Source organism: Pseudomonas sp. CM27 (assembly GCF_013179515.1).
Taxonomy (GTDB): Bacteria; Pseudomonadota; Gammaproteobacteria; order Pseudomonadales; family Pseudomonadaceae; genus Aquipseudomonas.
This window is the reverse complement of sequence record NZ_JABMCN010000015.1, coordinates 1-19,428: the sequence shown is the minus strand read 5'-3', so window position 1 is coordinate 19,428 and position 19,428 is coordinate 1. Positions and strand designations below refer to the sequence as shown.

The window sequence follows — 19,428 nt, the reverse complement described above, 5'->3', positions numbered from 1 at the left end:
CTTTCCGGGCGGAAAAATCGGTGCCTGGCACATCTTGATCATCCGACATGGTCATCTGACCATGTCGGATGATCAACACGCAAACCACATGCCATAATGCTTGACAGGTGGATTACATCAGGTAAATCAGCTAGTTAACATTGGTTGTCGTTTAATACGTGCCAGGCGCCTGCCCTTTACTGGGAATTAAGGAAACATGTGTTACCGAAAGATGCTCGTTTATAATGCACCGCCTGAACACTTCGCCAACTAGCGCGCCCGCACACCCTAGGCACGCCGCTTATCCAGGCTCATTATCAATACGAATGGATCACCCATAAAAAAACCGCCCCGAGGGGCGGCAAAAAAGCAGGCCTACGGCCCGCCATGGAGTAACCGCGAGTCCCGAAAAACATACCCTGCACACACGGAAACCATCTTCAAAAAGATAGGGTGCTGCTGCTGATATCAATTGGAGTGAGACATGGCCTGGGCGGAAGCTTTAGTGGAACGCTGAAGTGCACGGTAGGCATAGAACAACTGGGCCATGGAATAAGACCAGACCAGAAACGCGCTGGTCATGAATATCATCTTCGTCTCATCCCCCGGAATCGGGAAGAAATCGTACCGTAGCGCTATGGTCAGCCCCGCGACCGCGCCCAAGAGCGTGGCCAGCGCGTGCCGAAACTCGCCCGCCCGCGCCAGCCGCCACATGAAGTAGAGCAGGTACAGCGTGGCGAGCAACCACATCAGTACATAGAAATAGGGAAGCCAGGCTTTGAATGCCGACGACATGAAATAGATAGCCGTAGAAATAAAAGCCGCCAAAAACAATAGGACATCCTTCGTCGGCGACGGTTTGTAATTATGCGTCACGGCCATCAAACCGAGTGTGACAATAATCGGCACGCCGACCCCGCGGGAAAACGCATCGAGAAAAATGGCAACATTATAATTAGCCTGCCACCCCGTCGCGATAAACGCCGTAAAGTTCGTTGCAGAAATACCCACAATCAAGAACTCCACACCCAGCAGATAATTTTTGCGCCTGATAAATGCTGTGCCATAACCCAAGCCACACACCACCAGCAACACGCATGAGATCAACGCGAATACGTCTATGAGTTCCACAATAACAGCCTCTGTCAAAAGGGGCGCGCCGTAGTTTTAAAATGCCGGGCATAGAACAAGCACAGCAAATGCAATCAGCCCTTATTGGCGTTGCTTTTACGCACTTTTCTATCGGTCCAGTCATCCAGCAACTTGGCTGCCGCAAAGCCAGAGTGGATGACGCACCATTGCAAGGGTTCAGGCAACATGGAGGGCGTTTTGTGTTGCAATGCCGCCAGCAGTTCAGGCGCCTTGCCGTTGATTTGCTCGGCAAAGAGCTTCCCGATCAAGGATTGAGTGCCCAGTCCGTGGCCCGAGCAGCCAGTGGTGTAGTAAATATTCTGTGTCGCGCCCATGGTGCCGATCACCGGCAGGAAGTCGTAGGCGCCACTGACATAACCACTCCAACAGTGCTTCACGCCAAGGCCTTGCAGTGCCGGATAGCGCTCGCGCAGCACCTGGGCCAATGCCGCGTAGGCGGTATGGTCAGGGATATTGGGCGTGTTCGAACCGTAGACATAACCGAGTTTCTTGACGGTCAGTACCATCGTGCCGTGCGCCGTCAGGCGGTGGCTCTCCATGGTGTAATGCGGGGTGATGATCCCTTCCCGTCCTTGCCAGCCCAGATCAGCCAACTGCTGCGTCGACAACGGTTGAGTTTCGATTGCCGACACCCGAATCGCCGCGACCTTGTTGCGCAACACCCCCAACTGCGGCGTATAGGCGTTGGTTGCCAGCACCATCACCGGGGCGCTCGCACTGCCCTGCGCGGTTTTGCAGGTAATGACCGGCCCTTCGCTGAAGGACTGCAGCGGTGTGCGCTCGTAAAGCTTCACCCCTGCCTCGATGGCCGCACGCCTCAGGCCGGCGACGTACTTCCCTGGGTTCAAGGTGCCGCCACACTGCTCGGCGGCAAATAGAAAGGCGGGGGGGATACCCCGCGCGCGCATCTCGACACCGTCCACAAAGCGGCTCACCGCCCCCAGCTTGCGACCCAGCGCCATGCTTTGCAGCAAGCGCTTCTCCTGGCTGGGATGAACACATGCCCGGAGCACGCCCGAAGGGTTGTAGTCGCAGTCGATAGCCAGCGTCTTGAATCGGCCTTCCACGTAGGGCACAGCCTCGTCATAGAACCTGACGAATTGCGTTGCCTGCTCCATGCCCACGCGCTTGACGAACATATCGTACTCAATCCCCATGCTGCCCAGCAGGTAGCCCGCATTGCGGCCACTGGCCCCGAAGCCGGCGAACTCCTGTTCCAGCACGATGACATCCGCGCCGAGCGCCCTCAGCTCCAACGCGGTCGACAGGCCGGCAAAGCCGGCGCCGACCACGATGACATCGGCCTGCGCCTGCCCTTGGAGCGTCGGCTGCAAATCGCCTGGCCGCTCCACCCATCCACCCAGGCTACGAAACGTCAACGGTGCTGCATTGCCCTGGGCTGCTTTGTTCAACGCATTCATTTACATGGCTCCCGGAAAATCGACTGTGGCTTGCCCCCTGAGCCGCCACATGGCGGCCCAGAAGCGTCAGAACCCTTTGCCCGGTTCGGTGAAGTCCGCCATGCCCAGCAGCTCTTGCGGGTCGCGCATCTGGCCATCGATTTCCACCCACCCCAGCAATGTGGAGCTCGCACTCCAGCCCAGCAGGCGTTGCATTTCTGCAGGCAACTGGCGCACGCGCTCAATGGGAATGGACAGGAAGTGATTCTCTTCAAGGCGCAGGAAGGCCAGGTCGTAGGCCATCGTCAGGCCGGTGCGTGGAGCGTCGGACGTGTTGGCACCGCCGCCGTGATACACCGACCCCATCCAGAGCAACACCGAGCCGGCCTTCATTTGCGCGGCAACAGTCTCTTCCTGAGTCGGCATACGCTCGTCATCCCACAGATGACTACCGGGGATGACCCGGGTCGCACCGTTCTCTTCGGTAAAATCCGAGATGGCCAGCATCATCTGCAGCCGCGCCTCACGCCCGTACTGGGGGTGGCGCCACAGCGAAGTCGCATCGTCACGGTGCAGGGGCTGGAGACCTTGGCCCGGCCCGATCTGGATGGCCTGGGTAATGCTGAGTTGAATATCAGGCGCGATCTCCATGCGGTCGCTCCCTACCCAGACGTGAGTAGGTGTCTGCAGGATCTGCCGGGCCGCGCCGATGAACAGCGGGTTCAGCGCCACCTCCACCGCCGTGTCGCTGCGCCCGATGATACGGGCGACACGCCGGGTCTGCGTGCCTGCGAAGTAGGGGTCGACACCGCAAGGCGTGGCCTTCAAGCAGGTGTCCAGCTCTTCGGTGAGGGACTTCAGTGTGGCGGGCGAGACGAAGTCGGAAATGATGACCCCACCGTCACGCCGGATGATCTCCACCACTTGCTCGACCGAGGCATCGCTGCCGACCGTCGAGAGTTTTCGTGTATCCATCTGCGTTCTACCTGTCTGGTTTTGTCGTTGTTCTGTCCAGTGAGCCTCGGCCACCCGGCTTAGCCCACCGGTGCCAACCACAGTGTTCGCGACCTTCGTCCAGCGATGCCACGGTGGAGAACTCATCATTACCGAACATGGTCAGCTGATCAAGTCGTTTGATTAAACTAATTTTCGTGCTGTGCTATCCCTAGGGCATGGGATTGCATCGACGCATGGATCCAGACATGACCTTGCGATAGCATTCGTCACCGCCGACACCCGACCAAGGGCTGGCGGCACTACCGAATAGGGAGAACTCAATGGCTCGGATTGGCGCTGAAGAGCGCAGGCAGGACTTCATCGAGGCCACCGTCAAGGTGATCGCGGAACATGGCGTGGCCAACGCCACCACCCGGCGTATCGCAGCGGCGGCAGACTCGCCTCTGGCGTCGTTGCACTATGTCTTCCACACCAAGGACGAGTTGTTTTATGCGGTCTACGAGTCCTTGATCAACATGCCGCAACAATCGTTGCAACACGTGCCCACAGGCGCCACGGCAGCGGAATCGGTGGGCGAGATGTTGCGCCAGTTGGTCAACTGGTTCACGGCTCACCCGGAAATGGCCACCACCCAGTTCGAACTGTTTTGCTGGAACCTGCGCAACAACCCGCAGATGGCGACCAAGATCTATGCCGTTTCCCTCGACGCGGCCCAGCAGGCCATCGTGAAAGTCACCGACGGCGCGCTGGATCAAACCGCACTGACCACCATCAGCCGCTTACTGATCAACCTGTTCGACGGCTTGATGCTCGCCTGGTCCGCCCACGGCGACCGCGCGCGCCTGGAGGCCGAAACCGACACGGCCTGCCAGGCGGTCAAGCTGCTGGTGGCCAGTTACTGAGGCACCTTGCGGATGCGCTGTGCTGTAACCAGGCGCGGCGCATCCGAGAGGTTTGTGACAATTCACCAGCGAGCATGCCGCTCACCGCCCTGCCCGCGAATACATCCACCCCTCATGGAACACATCGTAAATCTCTGATTCAACGGGGTCCCGGGACATCCCGAAAGTCAGCGCTCCGCCGCCCACGAATGTGCAAATCATCCTAAAACGATGGCGCCCTGGTGCATTTTGCACCTTGTCGCGCATTGTTGGCCGCCCTATTCTGGTCACTTGATCAAGTCATAAGATCAGTCTCTATAACACAATAATCAGGAGGCGAGATGTCCTCTCACACTGCTCTTCCGGTTGAGCCGCTCGATATTTTGATCATTGGGGCCGGTGTGTCTGGCATTGGCGCGGCGGCCTACCTGCGACGCAATCAACCGAACAAGACCTTTGCCATTCTCGAGTCCCGCGAGCGCATGGGGGGTACCTGGGACCTGTTCCGTTACCCCGGCATCCGCTCCGACTCGGACCTGTACACCTTCGGCTTCGACTTCAAGCCTTGGACCAAGGCCAAGTCGCTGGCGGACGCCGCGGATATTCTCGAGTACCTGGGCGAAGCCATCGACGAGCACCAGTTGGCCCCCTTCATCCAGTACCAGCAGAAAGTCGTCTCGGCCAACTGGCAAAGTGAAAAGGGCCTGTGGGCGGTGCGCATCGAAGAGGGTCAAACGGCGCAGGTGCGCACCCTCGAGTGCCGCTGGCTGTTCAGCGCAGGTGGCTACTACCGCTACGACCAAGGTTTCACCCCTCGCTTCGAGGGCTCGGAACAGTTCAAAGGCCAGATCATCCATCCGCAACACTGGCCGGAAAACCTCGACTACAGCGGCAAGCGCGTCGTGGTCATCGGCAGTGGCGCAACTGCGGTAACCCTGATTCCTGCCATGGCCGACAAGGTCGCCAGCATCACCATGCTGCAGCGCACGCCCTCATACATCATCAACCAGCCGGCCAATGATGGGGTGGCAGCGTTCCTGCGCAAGATCCTGCCCGCGCAAACCGCCTATTCCCTGACGCGCTACAAGAACGCCAAGATCACCCTGGCTTTCTGGGGCTTCTGCCAGCGCTTCCCCAAGCTTTCAAAAAAACTGCTGCTGTGGCTGACCCGCAAGGAGCTGCCAAAAGACTACCCGGTCGACGAGCATTTCAACCCGCCCTACAACCCTTGGGACCAGCGCCTGTGCTCGGTGCCCGAAGGCGATCTGTTCAAAGCCATCAGCGCGGGCAAAGCCGATATCGTCACCGATCATATTGAGCGGTTCACCGAGTTCGGTGTATTGCTCAAGTCAGGCAAGATGCTCAAGGCCGACATCATCGTCACCGCCACGGGGCTGAACGTACAACTGTTCGGTGGCATCAGCCTGCACAAGGACGGCAAGCCGGTGGTGTTGAGCGAGACCCTGGCCTACAAAGGCATGATGCTTTCCGGCGTACCCAATTTCGCGTTCGCAGTGGGCTACACCAACTCGTCCTGGACCCTGAAAGTCTGCCTGCTGTGCGACCACTTCTGCCGCTTGCTGGGTTTGATGGAGCGCGAAGGCTACAACGTCTGCGAACCCCGGGCGCCGGATGGCATCGAAACCCGCCCCTTGCTCGACTTTGGTGCCGGGTACGTGCAGCGCGCGTTGGACAGCATGCCGCGCCAGGGCCCGTGCGAACCCTGGGTGATGTCGATGGATTACTTCCGGGACGTCAAACTGCTGCGCCGCGGCACAGTGGCCGACAAGTGCCTGAAGTTCACTGCAGTACCCAATGCGCACTCGCACGCCGATGTTCAATTGCAGCAGCAAGGTAGCCGCCGATGAGCACCGACCGCTTCTGCGAGCTGGCGGGCACGCGCAAGCTCTGCTATCGCAGCCATGGCGACGAAACCGCCCCGGCAGTCGTGCTCATCGTCGGCCTCGGGCTGCAGCTGACCTACTGGCCACAACCGCTTATCGACGGGCTGGTCGCGCAAGGCTTGCGGGTCATCACGCTGGACAACCGTGACGCGGGCCGCTCGTTCTTCACGGATGTGGTGCCCCCCACGAGCCTGCAGCAGTTCCTGCGCAAGCGCACACCCGGCTATGACCTGGGTGATATGGCCAACGACGTGATCGGGCTTATGGACAGCTTGAAGCTGGAAACGGCACATGTGTTGGGGATGTCGATGGGCGGCATGATCGCCCAGACCCTCGCTGCACGTTACCCCGAACGCGTCCGCACCCTGACCTCGATCTTCTCTACCACGGGTTCGCTGCGTGTCGGCCAGCCGGCGCTCAAAGCCCTGTTCCAGCTCCTGCGCCGCCCACCGCGCAACCAGCACGAAAGCGTTCGCGACTACCTGGACATCATGGGGCTGATCGGTTCGCGGCTGGAGTGGAACGAGCCGGCCTTGCGTGACTATGCCACGCAGGCCTGGCCGCGCGGTGGCGGTGAGGCCTGCAACCTCGGCACCGCCAGGCAGATCGGCGCGATCATCAACTCCGGTGACCGTACCCAGGAGTTGCAGCGGATTCGCTGCCCCACGCTGGTCATTCATGGCGACAAAGACCTCATGGTCGCCACCAACGGCGGGGTTGCCACGGCGTCAGCGATCCGCGGCGCCAACCTGGTGCTGCTGCCCGGGATGGGGCACGACTTGCCGACGTGCCTGTCGGGCACGCTGCTGTCCCTGCTGACGGGACACATGCGATAGCACAGATTTTCTTTTAGGGGCCCGTCGCTTGGTCGCCCCTCTTTTTATTCCGCTGGACCCTTTTCGCAACTGGTTTACGCAAGACCCAAAACAACAACATTCCGGCCCGTGGCTAACCGCCAGGCCCACATTACACGCCCGAGCCGTTAAACACGGCCAGGCGCGGATGCTCCTCCACTGCCCTTTCGACAATGACAACAATTTGAGCAAGAGGTACGTATGGAATTCAAGTTTTTACTCCCCAGCAAAATCGTGATGGAACCGGGCCTGCGCGAGCGCACCGGTGAACACCTGCGGCAACTCGGCCTGGCCCGCGTGTTGATCGTGACCGATGCCGGGGTCAAGGCCGCAGGCCTGCTGGACAGCGTCTACGCCAGCCTCGACAGGGCCGGCATCGCCTACGAGGAAGTGGCGGACATCAAGGCCAACCCGCGCAGCGAAGACATCAACCACACCGCCCAGCGCTATCGGGGCACGGGTATCGACGGCCTGCTGGCCGTGGGAGGCGGCAGCGCGATGGATGCGGCCAAGGCCATCAGCCTGCTGCTCACCCACGACGGCCGTATCGAAGACTACGAAGGGTCGTTCACCCTCACCCATGCCATTGCGCCTATCGTCGCCATTCCCACCACGGCCGGCACCGGTAGCGAGGTGACCTGCTTCTCGGTGATCACCGACACCGCCCGCCACTTCAAGATGAACGTGCTGGATTACCGCATCGGCCCGGTACTGGCCCTGCTCGATTCCCACATCACCGACACGCTGCCATCGTCGATTGCCGCCGCGACCGGCATGGATGCCCTGACCCATGCCATCGAAGCCTACACCTGCCGCGTGGCCAACCCGATCAGCGACGGCTTGGCGCTGCATGCCATCCGCCTGATCAGCCAGCACCTCAAGGCGGCCGTGCAGGAGCCCGACAACCAGGCGGCCCGGGAGCAGATGCTGGTGGCCAGCCTGATCGCCGGCATGGCCTTCGGCAACGCCGACGTCGGCAGCGTGCACTGCATTTCCGAAGCCATCGGCGGCATGTACGACACGCCCCACGGTGTGGGCAACGCGATCTTCCTGCCCTTCGTGTTCGGCCACAACCGTGATGCCGATATCGTCCGCCATGCCCAGGTCGCCTACGCATTGGGGATCGACCCCAGGCTGTCGCCGGTCGACGCTGCCGAGGCCGCTGTGGCCCATCTGTTCAAGATGAGCAAGGAGCTGGGCATCCCCCGATTCGCCGAGGTCAAGGGCGTGCGCGAGGACGACTTCCTGACCATCGCCGAAAAGTCCAAGCAAAACTTCTCGGATGCCAGCAATGCCAAGGCGATGTCCGTAGCGGCCTACCACGACATCATCACCACCGCTTACCACTTCGTCGCGTAAGGGGGCACCGTCATGAGTCAGTCAACCTCCGGCGCCTCGTTGAGGCGCACCCTGGGGCCGTTTTCCGTGCTGCTGTTCGGCCTGGCATTCCTGGCCCCGCTGATTGTCTTCGGCACCTACGGCGTGATCACGCAGGCCAGCGGCAACACCACGGCAATGGCCTACCTGATTGCAGCCACCGGCGTGGTGTTCACGGCCTTGAGCTATGGCCGACTGGTCAGGGTGTTCCCGGTGGCAGGTTCGGCCTACACCTACACCCGCAAGATGCTCAATGCCAACCTCGGTTTCATGGTGGGCTGGGCCGCCCTGCTCGACTACTTCTTCATCCCGATGCTGATCTGGCTGCTCGGCGCCAGCTACCTCAACATGGCGTTCCCTGAGGTGCCCCAGTGGGTGTGGATCACCGGCTTCATCGTCTCCACCTCGCTGCTCAATGTGCTCGGCATCCAGGTGGCCAACCGCTTCAACGTGCTGTTGATGGTGGTGCAACTGGTCATCATCGTCGTGTTCATCGGCCTGTGCGCGCACTACATCGTAGCTGCCAACGGCCCTGGCGGGCTGCTGTCGGCCAAGCCGTTCTTCAACCAGGACGTGCCCTTCGCCACCAGCATGGCCGGCGCCGCCATTGCCGCGTACTCGTTCCTGGGCTTTGACGCGCTGTCCACCCTGAGCGAGGAAACCCGCGACCCTGGCCGCACGCTACCGCGCGCCATCCTGCTGGTTGCCTTGATCGGCGGCTCGGTCTACGTCGGTTCCTCGTACTTCATGTACCTGGCGCACCCCTCCCCCACGTTCGAACGGGTGGACGGGGCCGCCTTCGAGATTGCCCGGATGATCGGCGGCGACCTGTTCTTCGCCGTGGTCCTGGCCGGGATCATCGTCGCCCACTTCGCGGCGGGAATGTCGTTCCAGGCCAGCGTGGGCCGGCTGCTCTACGCCCTTGGCCGGGACAACCAACTGCCCCGCCGGTTGTTCGGCGCGCTGCACCCTCGCTACAAGACCCCGGCATTCAACATCCTGCTGTGCGGTGTGTTCGGCACCGCCGGTTTTGGCCTGACGATCGCCACCGCGACCTCCCTGGTCAACTTCGGCGCGTTTCTCGCCTTCACTGCCGTCAACCTGTGCGCCTTGCGGCTCACCTTCGATGCGCGCGTCAAGGACGGGGCCGGGTTGCTGCGCGGCGTGGCGTTCCCGCTCATCGGCCTGGTCACGGCCGGGTGGATGCTGGCCAGCCTGGACAAAGACGCGCTGATCATGGGCAGTTGCTGGCTCGGCCTCGGGCTGGTCTACCTCGCCTGCCGCACCAGCCTGTTCCGTAACCCGGTCCCCGACGCCCTGGCGTAGCGCCCCTCCTTTCCATCGAACCCTCTGACGACAATCCCAAGGCAGGCCACAGGCCTTGCCGTTCAAACACGAGAATCGACATGCAAACAAAGCTCCTGATCAATGGCGCCCTGGTGGCCGGCGAAGGCGACGAGCTGGCGGTATACAACCCGTCCCTGGGCAGCGTCCTGGTACAGACCCACGAGGCCAGCCGTGCCCAGGTGAATGCCGCGGTGCAGTGCGCGGATGCGGCCTTCGAAGCCTGGTCGCAAACACCACCCAAGGACCGTGCGGCACTGCTGCTCAAACTTGCTGATAGCATCGACGCCCAGGCACCGGTGTTCGCCCGCCTGGAAGCAGATAACTGCGGCAAACCCTTTACGGCCGTGCTACAGGACGAACTGCCCGCCGTCTCGGACGTGTTCCGCTTTTTTGCCGGCGCCGTTCGCTGCCTGCAAGGCTCGGCGGCGGGCGAGTACATCCCGGGGCACACCTCGATGATCCGCCGCGACGCTATCGGTGTCGTCGCTTCCATCGCGCCGTGGAACTATCCGTTGCTGATGGCGGCATGGAAGCTCGGCCCGGCCTTGGCCGGCGGCAACACCGTGGTCCTGAAGCCCTCCGAGCACACCCCGATGAGCACCTTGAAACTGGGGGAACTGCTCGCCGAGATCTTCCCCGCCGGTGTGGTCAACATCGTCCATGGCCGCGGCGCCACGGTAGGTGAACCGCTGACCAGCCACGCCCAGGTGCGCATGGTGTCGCTGACCGGCTCCGTGCGTACCGGCAGCCGCATCATCGAAGGCACGGCCGACAGCGTGAAACGGATGCACATGGAGCTGGGCGGCAAGGCACCGGTGATTATCTTCGACGATGCCGACATCGATGCCGCCGTCGAGGGCATCCGCGCCTTCGGCTTCTACAACGCCGGCCAGGACTGTACCGCCGCGTGTCGCCTCTATGTGCAGAAGGAGGTCTACCCGGAATTCGTTCGCAAGCTTGGCCACGCCGTGTCCAGCATCAAATGCGGGTTGCAGGATGACCCGGCAACCGAAATGGGCCCGCTGATCACCCAAGAGCACCTAGAACGCGTCGAGGGCTTCGTGAACCGTGCCCGGGAGCTGCCCCATATCGAGGTCGTCACCGGCGGCAAGCGCGCCTCAGGGGGCGGGTTCTTCTTCGAGCCCACGGTCCTGGCCGGCACCCGCCAGGAAGACGAGGTGGTGTGCCGTGAAATCTTCGGGCCGGTGGTTACGGTCTCTTCCTTCGAGGACGAGGCCCAGGTACTGGCGTGGGCCAATGAGTCGGACTACGGCCTGGCCTCTTCGGTGTGGACCGCCGACGTGGGGCGGGCACATCGCCTGGCCGCCCGCCTGCAATACGGCTGCACCTGGGTCAACACCCACTTCATGCTGGTGAGCGAAATGCCCCATGGCGGCGTGAAGCTGTCGGGGTACGGCAAGGACCTGTCCATGTACGGCCTGGAAGACTACACCGTGGTCCGCCACGTGATGTTCAAGCACTGACGCCCCACGACACCCCATCATTGCCAGAGGTTATGCATGAACAACATCGAAACGTTCGAAAGGCTCGAGTCCAATGTGCGGATGTACTGCCGCGACTTGCCGCTGGTGTTCGATACCGCCCAGGGCAGCAAGATCCGCGGCGAAGATGGCCGCGAGTACCTGGACTTCTTCGCCGGCGCAGGCGCCCTGAACTATGGCCACAACGACCCGCGCATGCGCGATGCCTTGATCGCCTACCTGTCGGCCAACGGCGTGACCCACGCCCTCGATCTGCACACCACCACCAAGCGCCAGTTCCTGGAGTCGATCGAACGTGACCTGTTCCAGCCACGCGGCTGGGACTACAAAGTGCAGTTCACCGGCCCGACCGGCGCCGACGCTGTCGAGGCGGCATTGAAGCTGGCGCGCAAGGTGACGGGGCGCACCAAGGTCGTCTCCTTCTACGGGGCCTACCACGGCATGACGGCCGGCGCCCTGGCGGTCACCGGCAACCGGACCCGCCGAGGCCCCGGGCTGTCCAACGACGTGGTGTTCGTACCGTACGAAGACAGCCCTTACGGTGAGTTCGACAGCATGGGCTTCCTTGAGCGCCTGGCCAACGACCAGGGCAGCGGATCGGAACTGCCGGCCGCCGTGATCGTCGAGTCGGTGCAGATCCAGGCCGGTGTCTACCCGGCTTCCAACCTGTGGTTGCAGCGCTTGCGCCAATGGACCCGCGATCACGGCGTCGTGCTCATCTGCGACGAGATCCAGGCCGGCTGTGGCCGCACGGGCGATTTCTTCGGTTTCGAGCGCTCCGGGATCGTGCCGGACCTGATCACCTGCGCGAAATCCATCGGCGGCTTTGGCCTGCCGATGGCGATCGTGTTGATCCGCGCCGGGCTGGATGCCTGGGAACCAGGCGATCACATCGGCACCTTCCGCGGCAACCAGCTGGCCTTCCTGACCGCGCAGATCGCGCTCGGCTATTGGCGCGACGAGCAGTTCTTGAAGCTGCTGGCCGACAACAGCGCGGCCATGACCCGTGCGGTTGCCGGTTTCGCAGAGATCCCGGGCGTGGCGTCCGCACGCTCGCGCGGCATGATCGCCGGCATCGATTTCGGCCGCGGCAACGTGGCCTTGGCCAAGGATGCCCAGCAGCGCGTACTGCAAGCGGGCGTACTGGTCGACCGCTGCGGACCAAACGGCGAAATCATCAAGCTGATGCCACCGGTGAATACCCCGACCGACCAACTGGAGGAAGGCCTGAAAGCCTTTGGTGAATCGGTCGCGGCAGCGCTGCGCCAGTAAATGCAGGGGCCTGCTGTGCGGCCTGTATCGATGCAGGTGCCGCACGCAGGCCCATCGTATGCAACGGCGTGCGGGTCTTCGACCCGGTGTGCAAGGTTGTGCAGCGCGCGGCGGCGATGGGCTACGGCGACCAGGACATCGTGGCCACTACCAAGTCATGCGCCCGTGAACAGGAGCCAGGGCAAGGGGATACCAAGCAGGGAACGCGGCCGCAGGCACTCATCCGCCAGCGGCCGTTTTAGGTCAATGATCGACTGCACCGCTGGCACCGAGGCCGGTCTGGCCCCGTACGAACTGGTCGGCGAAAGCCGCCCTTTCCGCCTTGGCCCGTGCCGTCCGGTCCAGCCGGGAAACTGCGTAAGCCAGCAAAAACGCCAGCGGCATGGAGAACAGCGCAGGCTGTGTATAGGGGAACAGCGGCTCGGCGAAGTTCAACACATCCACCCACACCAGCTTGGAAAACACCACGAAGCCCATGGCACTGAGCAACCCGACGTAGCCACCGGCCAACGCACCACGGGTAGTCAGCCCCGACCAGAACATCGACAGGAACAGCACCGGGAAGTTGGCCGAAGCGGCAATACCAAAGGCCAGCGCAACCATGAACGCCACGTTGATGTTTTCGAATACCATACCCAAGGCTACCGCCACCAACCCAAGGCCCAGGGTAGCCAGCTTGGTCACCCGCAGTTCCTGCCGCTCGCTGGCCGCGCCTTTCATGATCACCCGCGCATACAGGTCATGGGCGATGGCGGACGCCCCGGCCAGAGCCAGGCCTGAAACCACAGCCAGGATGGTGGCGAAGGTCACTGCAGACAAGAAACCCAGCAGCAGGTTGCCGCCAACGGCCTGGGCCAGGTGCATGACCACCATGTTGCCCCCGCCCAGCAACTTGCCACCCACCTCCCCGCCCTCGAAGAATTGCGGCTGCTGACTGACGATCACGATCGACGCCAGGCCCAGCAGGAAAATGACGTTGAAGAAGTAGCCGATGAACCCGGTGGCATAGAGCACCGACTTGCGCGCCTCCCGGGCATCGCTGACAGTGAAGAAGCGCATCAGGATATGCGGTAGCCCGGCGGTGCCGAACACCAGCCCCAGGCTCAGCGACAGCGCGGTCAATGGGTCGGCCAACAGGCTGCCGGGCGCCAGCAGGCGTTCGCCCAGGGCATGGGTGTCCATGGCCTTGCTGACCAGTGTGTCATAGCTGAAGTCGAACTCGCGCATCGCCAGGAACAGCACCAGCGACCCGCCGACCAACAGCAGGAACGCCTTGATGATCTGCACCCAGGTGGTGGCCACCATGCCGCCGAAGGTCACATACAGCATCATCAGCGCACCGACGATCACCAAGGCGATGTGGTAGTCCAGGCCGAACAGCAGCCTGATCAACTGCCCAGCCCCGACCATCTGCGCCACCAGATAGAAACACACCACGGTCAGCGAGCCGATAGCGGCCATGGTGCGCACCTTGCCTTGGTCGAGGCGGTACGAGGTGATGTCGGCGAAGGTGAAGCGGCCAAGGTTGCGCAGTCGCTCGGTCATCAACAGCAGCAACACCGGCCAGCCTGCGAAGAAGGCGATGAGGTAAATGTAACCATCCATGCCGGAGGTGTAGATGAGCGCGGTGATCCCCAGCAGCGTCGAGGCGGACATATAGTCACCGGCCAGCGCCAGGCCATTCTGCCAGCCCAGTATGCCGCCACCGGCGCTGTAGAAGTCCGCCGTCGAGCGGGTGCGCCGCGCTGCCCACCAGGTGATGCACAGCGTGAACAACACGAACACCATGAACATGCCTATGGCATGCAGATTGAGCGGCTGACGCTGGCCCGCGTCGAGCGCAGGTGAAGCCAGCGACAGGCCCGAGTGCAGCAACAAAGCCAGAGGCAGTAGTTTCTTCATGCGCCCTGCTCCCCTTCCAGTCCGGCGACCAGCGCCTGCGTCAGGCGATCGAACTCGCCATTGGCCCGGTACACATAGAACGCCGACAACGCGCAGAAGAACACGAACAGGAAGGCGCCGGCCGCGACGCCGAAAGTCATGTTCGCCCCCTCGGTCAGCCGCCTGGCGATCAGCTCGGGCCAGAGCGACACCAACGCGATGTAGCCATAGAACGTGGTCAGGATCAGCAGGAACAGGCTCAGGGTGAAGCGGTTTCTGCGCGCCACCAGTTGCTGGAACTGGGCACTGGCGCGAACACGCGCATATAACAGGCTGGACATGAGACACCTCGGTCAATGTACTTGTTGTTATGGGATGTGCAGGTGTTACAGCTCGATCAGTGCTCGGCGTCGGCGGTCGGCGCCTCCTGTTGCCGGGCCCACTCACGCAGGACGAACTTCTGGATCTTGCCGGTGGCGGTCTTGGGCAGTTCCGTGAGCGACACATGTCGCGGAGCCTTGAAATGCGCCAGACGTTCACGGCACCAGCGGATCAGGTCGCCTTCCGTGACCGTGGCGAGCCCATTCGAGCGCAGGGTGACAAACGCATGGGGTGTCTCGCCCCAGCGCGAATCCGGGCGCGCCACCACTGCGGCCTCGACCACCTCAGGGTGCTGGTACAGCACTTCTTCGATCTCCAGCGAGCTGATGTTCTCGCCGCCGGAAATGATGATGTCCTTGGCCCGGTCCTTGATTTCCACATAGCCGTCCGGGTGCAGCACGGCCAGGTCGCCCGTGTGCAGCCAGCCATTGGCCAATGCGGCCCGGGTGGCCTCTGGATTGTGCAGGTAACCTTTCATCACGGTGTTGCCGCGCACCACCAGCTCGCCAAGGGTAAGGCCGTCGGCCGGGACCGGACGGCCGGTGTCGGTATCCAGCACCGTAGCCTCTTCAAGCATCGGGTGGGCGACGCCCTGGCGGCTCATGAACCGGGCGCGAGCCTTCAGAGGCAATTCGTCGACGCCCGGCTGCCACAGGCACAGTGTGCTGGGGCCGTAGCTTTCGGTCATGCCATAGGCGTGGGTGATTCTGAAGCCGCGTGCTTCCATCGCCGCGATCACCGCGCTAGGTGGCGCGGCGCCGCCGGTGATCACCGATACCGGCCCGCTCGGCGCGCCAGCGTGCTGGGCATGGATCAGCATCGACATCACCACCGGCGCGGCGCTCAAATGGGTCACACCATGCACGGCGATCGCGGTGTGGATCGCTTCGGGCTGGACCTTGCGCAGGCACACATGGGTGCCCCCGGACAAGGTCACCGCCCAGGTGTGGCTCCAACCGTTGCAGTGGAACATCGGCAAGGTCCACAGGTAGACGCTGCGCGGCCCCAGCTGGAAGATCAGCGCCCCGGCGCAGGCATTGAGGTAGGCGCCACGGTGATGCAGCACCACGCCCTTGGGGTCGCCGGTGGTGCCAGAGGTATAGTTGATGGCGATCGATTGCCATTCATTCTGCGGCGCGCTCAGCGGCCTGGCCGGATCGCCCTGGGCCAGGAATGCCTCGTACTCCAGGTCATCGGCCAGCTCGCCCGGCTCGGACGCGTCATCGTCGATGGCTACCAGCAATGGAGGCGTGTCGAGCATGGCCAGTGCCTGTTGCACCACCGCGCCAAACTCACGATCGCAGATCAGCACCTTGGCCGCGCAATGACGCAGGATGAAAGCGATGCTGCGCGCCTCCAGGCGGATATTGATGCACACCAGCACGGCGCCCGCACCGGGCACGCCATAGTGCGCCTCGAGCATTTCAGGGATGTTCGGCGCGAGTATCGCCACCCGCTCGCCCGGCTGCACGCCGACCCGCTCCAGCGCACTGGCCAGGGCACGGCTGCGCTTATGCAGCTGCTGGTAGCTGTAGCGCCGCTCGCCGTACACCACGGCATCACGCTGCGGGTACACCTGGGCGGCGCGTTTGAGGAACGACAACGGTGAAAGGGGCACATGGTTGGCTTCGTTGGGGGCAAGCTCATGCTCGAAGGTTGGGTGAATCATCACTGACACCCCATCGACAGGTTATCCAGGCATTGAAGGTACATACACATCTCCTGCTTATTGTTGTTCTCGCATCAGGGTTGTGGCCGGGTCAGATCACAGGCTGCTGCACAGGTGCCCGCCATCGACCACGATTTCGGTGCCGCTCATGGCCCGCCCGGCGTCGCTGGCCAGCAACAGCAAGGCGCCGTCCAGGTCCTGTGGCTGGCTGAAGCGCCGACTGGGGATACGCGAGCGCAGCTTCTCTCCGGCCTCGCCGGCCAGGAAGGCATCATTGAGCTCGGTCATCACGTAGCCCGGCGCCAAGGCGTTCACCCGGATGCCATGGCGCGCCAGTTCCAGGGCCATGGCGCGAGTCAGGTGGGCAAGCCCGGCCTTGGCCGCCAGATAGGGGCCGACGGCACCTGCCACACGGCTGGCGAGGATCGAGGTCACATTGATCAGGCTGCCGCCCTGCCCCGCAGCGACCATCCGCCGGGCGCACTCCTGGGCCACGGTCCAGGCCCCCTTCAGGTTGGTGTCGAGCACCCGGTCCCAGCTCTGGTCGTCACAGGCCAGCAGCGGCTGGCTGTCGCTCACCCCGGCGTTGTTGACCAGCACATCCAGCGGGCCGGCGGCATCGAGCACCCGGCATACATCGTCGCGGCAGGTCACATCCAGGGCCAGGGCCCGCGCGCGACCACCGGCCAGCTCGATAGACTCGACCAGGCTCTGCAGCGGCCCCAGGCGCCTGGCCGTCACCACCACCTCGGCACCGGCCGCCGCCAGGGTAGTGGCGAAATGTCGGCCAAGGCCGCTGGAGGCGCCGGTCACCAGGGCGCGCCGCCCATCAAGGGCGAACAGTCGGGCAACAGTCGGCTGCATCAGTGGGCTCCCGGGCGCTGGTCGAGGAGTTTCTTCGCCAGGCTCATGCGGTGCACTTCGCTTGGGCCGTCGTAGATGCGGAACGGGCGAATGTCGCGGAAGATCCGCTCCACCACGGTCTCCCCGGTCACGCCACGCCCGCCCAGCACCTGCACGCAGCGATCGACCACCCGCCACAGCGCCTCGGCGCTGATCACCTTGGCCATGCTCGAATCGACATTGGCGCGCTGGCCTTGGTCGAGCACCCAGGCGCAGTGCCAGACCGCCAGGCGCACCACATGCAGGTCCATCATGTTGTCGGCCAGCATGAAGCCTACGCCCTGATGCTCACCCAGCGGCTTGCCGAACGCATCGCGGGTGCGTGCGTAGTCACAGGCGATGTCATGGGCCCGTCGCGCGGCACCGAGCCAGCGCATGCAGTGGGTCAGGCGCGCCGGGGCCAGGCGTACCTGGGCATAGCGGAAGCCCTTGCCGATCTCGCCCAGCACATCGCTGGCCGGTACCCGCAGGTTGTCGAAACGCAGTTGCCCGTGGCCGCCGGTGAAGCAGCTGTCCAGGGTATCCAGCTGGCGCTCGTGGATGATCCCTTCGCGCTGCATGTCGGACAGGAACATGGTCGCCGAGCCATCCTCCATGCGCGCCATGATGATCGCGAACCCGGCGCCGTCGGCCCCGGTGATCAACCACTTGCGGCCGTTGATAAGGTAATCGTCGCCATCGCGGGTGGCGGTGGTGCGCAGCATCGACGGATCTGACCCCGAGCCCGGCGCCGGTTCGGTCATGGCGAAGCACGAGCGCATGTGCCCCTGGACCAAGGGCCGCAGCCAGCGGTCCTTTTGCGCTTCGGTGGCCACCACGTCCATCAGGTGGATGTTGCCTTCGTCCGGGGCATGGATGTTCAGCGCCACCGGGCCCAGGGGCGAGTAGCCGGCCTCTTCGAAGACGATGGCCTTGGCTGCATGGCTCAGGCCCAACCCGCCCATTTCGCGGCTGGCGTGGGGCGTCAGCAGGCCCGCTGCCTGGGCGCGGGCCTGCAGGTCCCGACGCAGGTCGTCGCTGGGGCCGTGGCCATCCTGGCGTGGGTCGTTCTCGAACGGGATGACCTGTTCGGCAATGAAAGTGCTGGTTCTGGCCTGCAGTTCGAGCAGTTCGTCTGGGAGGGTGAAGTTCATGAGGGTCCTTGTTGGTGCTTGTCGGTCTTGAAACAGGGGGGCGCCTCGCTCAGCGCACGGCCTTGGGGTTACTGATCGTCAGCCGGTCGAGCGTCACCTGGCGCAGCGTCTCGACCAGAGTGCGAGCGCTGTGCGGGGTATCGTGGTGACCTTGGCGAATCGCCCGTGCCAGCTGGCGTCGGGCTTCCTGCAATGAAGGGGCCGGCGCATCGATCAGCGCGGCCAGGTGCGCCTGCTCCTGAAGGCCGAGGACGGCGCCCAGGCGGTTTTCGCGGGCGGCGATGGCCATGGCGTTGGCGATCATCAGCGTCGGGTAGCGCAGCTCGCCGGGCAGAGCCGGCAATACCTGCTCCAGCAAGGTCTGGCGGGCGATTTCGAGTAATTGATGGGCGTGCGGCTGGGTCATGGCGCATCGGCTCCGGTCATGTTCAGGATGTCGAGTTCAAGCTCCGGCAGCAGGCGCGCGGTCAGTGCCAGCTCCAGGGAAGGCTCTTCGCCGGACAGATGGCGCTGCCCCTGCTGCAGCGCGATTACCGCCCAGCGCAGGGTCGCCATGACCTGCCAGTAGTGCAGTTGGTGGGGCTCAACCCACAGTGGCGATACCTGGTGGTAGCCACGCAGGAAGTCCGCCAGCTGGCCAACGCCGCCAGCTTCCAGGTCAGGGCGCGTGAACCGCCAGCACGGGGCGGTAAACCAGCCGAGGTCCTCGCAAGGGTCGCCCCAGCCGGTGAATTCCCAGTCCAGCACCGCTTCCAGCCCCTGCTCGCTGGCCAGGTAGTTGCCCGTGCGGTAGTCGCGGTGCAGCAGACACAGACGGCTGTCTCGCGGTGCATGCA

Annotated in this window: 17 protein-coding genes; 7 read left to right on the top strand and 10 right to left on the bottom strand. The window is 63.2% G+C overall.

Annotated features, from left to right (window positions below):
• Positions 1–447 precede the first annotated feature (447 nt).
• The 3 genes from HP547_RS03550 to HP547_RS03540 form a co-directional block, all read right to left on the bottom strand.
• Positions 448–1,110: a hypothetical protein gene (locus HP547_RS03550; protein WP_172285525.1), complete on the bottom strand. Its 663-nt coding sequence runs from the start codon at positions 1,108–1,110 to the stop codon at positions 448–450.
• Between the two features lie 74 nt (positions 1,111–1,184).
• Entirely contained in the window at positions 1,185–2,552 is a 1,368-nt protein-coding gene (locus HP547_RS03545) for an FAD-binding oxidoreductase (protein ID WP_172285524.1), read from the bottom strand.
• A 66-nt stretch (positions 2,553–2,618) separates the two neighbouring features.
• Complete coding sequence (locus HP547_RS03540; protein WP_172230352.1) at positions 2,619–3,506, bottom strand: phytanoyl-CoA dioxygenase family protein; 888 nt, start codon at positions 3,504–3,506, stop codon at positions 2,619–2,621.
• Between the two features lie 302 nt (positions 3,507–3,808).
• Between HP547_RS03540 and HP547_RS03535 the strand changes: the two genes are divergently transcribed.
• From HP547_RS03535 to HP547_RS03505, 7 genes are all read left to right on the top strand, one after another.
• Positions 3,809–4,390, top strand: coding sequence for a TetR/AcrR family transcriptional regulator (locus HP547_RS03535; RefSeq protein WP_172230353.1), 582 nt, complete (start codon positions 3,809–3,811; stop codon positions 4,388–4,390).
• A 320-nt stretch (positions 4,391–4,710) separates the two neighbouring features.
• Positions 4,711–6,237 (top strand): NAD(P)/FAD-dependent oxidoreductase, encoded by a 1,527-nt coding sequence (locus tag HP547_RS03530; RefSeq protein ID WP_172227090.1) that lies wholly within the window; start codon positions 4,711–4,713, stop codon positions 6,235–6,237.
• A complete protein-coding gene (locus tag HP547_RS03525) occupies positions 6,234–7,109 on the top strand; it encodes an alpha/beta fold hydrolase (RefSeq protein WP_172285523.1) in 876 nt (291 codons plus the stop codon). Before HP547_RS03530 ends, HP547_RS03525 begins: the two co-directional genes overlap by 4 nt.
• Positions 7,110–7,328: 219 nt before the next feature.
• Entirely contained in the window at positions 7,329–8,486 is a 1,158-nt protein-coding gene (locus tag HP547_RS03520) for an iron-containing alcohol dehydrogenase (RefSeq protein ID WP_172285522.1), read from the top strand.
• A gap of 12 nt (positions 8,487–8,498) precedes the next feature.
• Positions 8,499–9,830, top strand: coding sequence for an APC family permease (locus HP547_RS03515; RefSeq protein ID WP_172227099.1), 1,332 nt, complete (start codon positions 8,499–8,501; stop codon positions 9,828–9,830).
• Positions 9,831–9,910: 80 nt separating this feature from the next.
• Positions 9,911–11,335 carry a gamma-aminobutyraldehyde dehydrogenase gene (locus HP547_RS03510; RefSeq protein WP_172285521.1) on the top strand — a complete coding sequence of 475 codons (1,425 nt, stop codon included), beginning with the start codon at positions 9,911–9,913 and terminating at the stop codon, positions 11,333–11,335.
• Between the two features lie 36 nt (positions 11,336–11,371).
• Complete coding sequence (locus tag HP547_RS03505; RefSeq protein ID WP_172285520.1) at positions 11,372–12,625, top strand: diaminobutyrate--2-oxoglutarate transaminase; 1,254 nt, start codon at positions 11,372–11,374, stop codon at positions 12,623–12,625.
• Positions 12,626–12,868: 243 nt separating this feature from the next.
• Here HP547_RS03505 and HP547_RS03500 read toward each other — a convergent pair whose 3' ends face one another.
• From HP547_RS03500 to HP547_RS03470, 7 genes are all read right to left on the bottom strand, one after another.
• A complete protein-coding gene (locus HP547_RS03500) occupies positions 12,869–14,527 on the bottom strand; it encodes a cation acetate symporter (protein ID WP_172285519.1) in 1,659 nt (552 codons plus the stop codon).
• Positions 14,524–14,847, bottom strand: a complete 324-nt coding sequence (locus tag HP547_RS03495) for a DUF485 domain-containing protein (RefSeq protein WP_172285518.1) — start codon at positions 14,845–14,847, stop codon at positions 14,524–14,526. The genes HP547_RS03500 and HP547_RS03495 overlap by 4 nt, the downstream gene beginning before the upstream one ends.
• A gap of 56 nt (positions 14,848–14,903) precedes the next feature.
• Positions 14,904–16,556, bottom strand: a complete 1,653-nt coding sequence (locus HP547_RS03490) for an acyl-CoA synthetase (protein WP_256676244.1) — start codon at positions 16,554–16,556, stop codon at positions 14,904–14,906.
• A gap of 96 nt (positions 16,557–16,652) precedes the next feature.
• Positions 16,653–17,420, bottom strand: a complete 768-nt coding sequence (locus tag HP547_RS03485; protein ID WP_172285517.1) for an SDR family NAD(P)-dependent oxidoreductase — start codon at positions 17,418–17,420, stop codon at positions 16,653–16,655.
• Positions 17,420–18,592, bottom strand: a complete 1,173-nt coding sequence (locus HP547_RS03480; protein ID WP_172285516.1) for an acyl-CoA dehydrogenase family protein — start codon at positions 18,590–18,592, stop codon at positions 17,420–17,422. Before HP547_RS03480 ends, HP547_RS03485 begins: the two co-directional genes overlap by 1 nt.
• A gap of 49 nt (positions 18,593–18,641) precedes the next feature.
• Entirely contained in the window at positions 18,642–18,998 is a 357-nt protein-coding gene (locus HP547_RS03475) for a DUF6285 domain-containing protein (RefSeq protein WP_172232986.1), read from the bottom strand.
• Positions 18,995–19,428, bottom strand: a 434-nt coding sequence (locus tag HP547_RS03470) for a phosphotransferase (protein WP_172285515.1), incomplete at its 5' end; no start/stop codon positions are given. The genes HP547_RS03475 and HP547_RS03470, both read right to left, overlap by 4 nt.

What these genes read in the sequence shown, in the direction of transcription:
- HP547_RS03500 (WP_172285519.1), bottom strand. Translation starts at nt 14,527, where the DNA reads ATGAAGAAACTACTGCCTCTGGCTTTGTTGCTGCACTCGGGCCTGTCG.
- HP547_RS03545 (WP_172285524.1), bottom strand. Translation starts at nt 2,552, where the DNA reads ATGAATGCGTTGAACAAAGCAGCCCAGGGCAATGCAGCACCGTTGACG.
- HP547_RS03525 (WP_172285523.1), top strand. Translation starts at nt 6,234, where the DNA reads ATGAGCACCGACCGCTTCTGCGAGCTGGCGGGCACGCGCAAGCTCTGC.
- HP547_RS03490 (WP_256676244.1), bottom strand. Translation starts at nt 16,556, where the DNA reads ATGATTCACCCAACCTTCGAGCATGAGCTTGCCCCCAACGAAGCCAAC.
- HP547_RS03495 (WP_172285518.1), bottom strand. Translation starts at nt 14,847, where the DNA reads ATGTCCAGCCTGTTATATGCGCGTGTTCGCGCCAGTGCCCAGTTCCAG.
- HP547_RS03510 (WP_172285521.1), top strand. Translation starts at nt 9,911, where the DNA reads ATGCAAACAAAGCTCCTGATCAATGGCGCCCTGGTGGCCGGCGAAGGC.
- HP547_RS03475 (WP_172232986.1), bottom strand. Translation starts at nt 18,998, where the DNA reads ATGACCCAGCCGCACGCCCATCAATTACTCGAAATCGCCCGCCAGACC.
- HP547_RS03520 (WP_172285522.1), top strand. Translation starts at nt 7,329, where the DNA reads ATGGAATTCAAGTTTTTACTCCCCAGCAAAATCGTGATGGAACCGGGC.
- HP547_RS03515 (WP_172227099.1), top strand. Translation starts at nt 8,499, where the DNA reads ATGAGTCAGTCAACCTCCGGCGCCTCGTTGAGGCGCACCCTGGGGCCG.
- HP547_RS03485 (WP_172285517.1), bottom strand. Translation starts at nt 17,420, where the DNA reads ATGCAGCCGACTGTTGCCCGACTGTTCGCCCTTGATGGGCGGCGCGCC.
- HP547_RS03535 (WP_172230353.1), top strand. Translation starts at nt 3,809, where the DNA reads ATGGCTCGGATTGGCGCTGAAGAGCGCAGGCAGGACTTCATCGAGGCC.
- HP547_RS03540 (WP_172230352.1), bottom strand. Translation starts at nt 3,506, where the DNA reads ATGGATACACGAAAACTCTCGACGGTCGGCAGCGATGCCTCGGTCGAG.
- HP547_RS03480 (WP_172285516.1), bottom strand. Translation starts at nt 18,592, where the DNA reads ATGAACTTCACCCTCCCAGACGAACTGCTCGAACTGCAGGCCAGAACC.
- HP547_RS03530 (WP_172227090.1), top strand. Translation starts at nt 4,711, where the DNA reads ATGTCCTCTCACACTGCTCTTCCGGTTGAGCCGCTCGATATTTTGATC.
- HP547_RS03505 (WP_172285520.1), top strand. Translation starts at nt 11,372, where the DNA reads ATGAACAACATCGAAACGTTCGAAAGGCTCGAGTCCAATGTGCGGATG.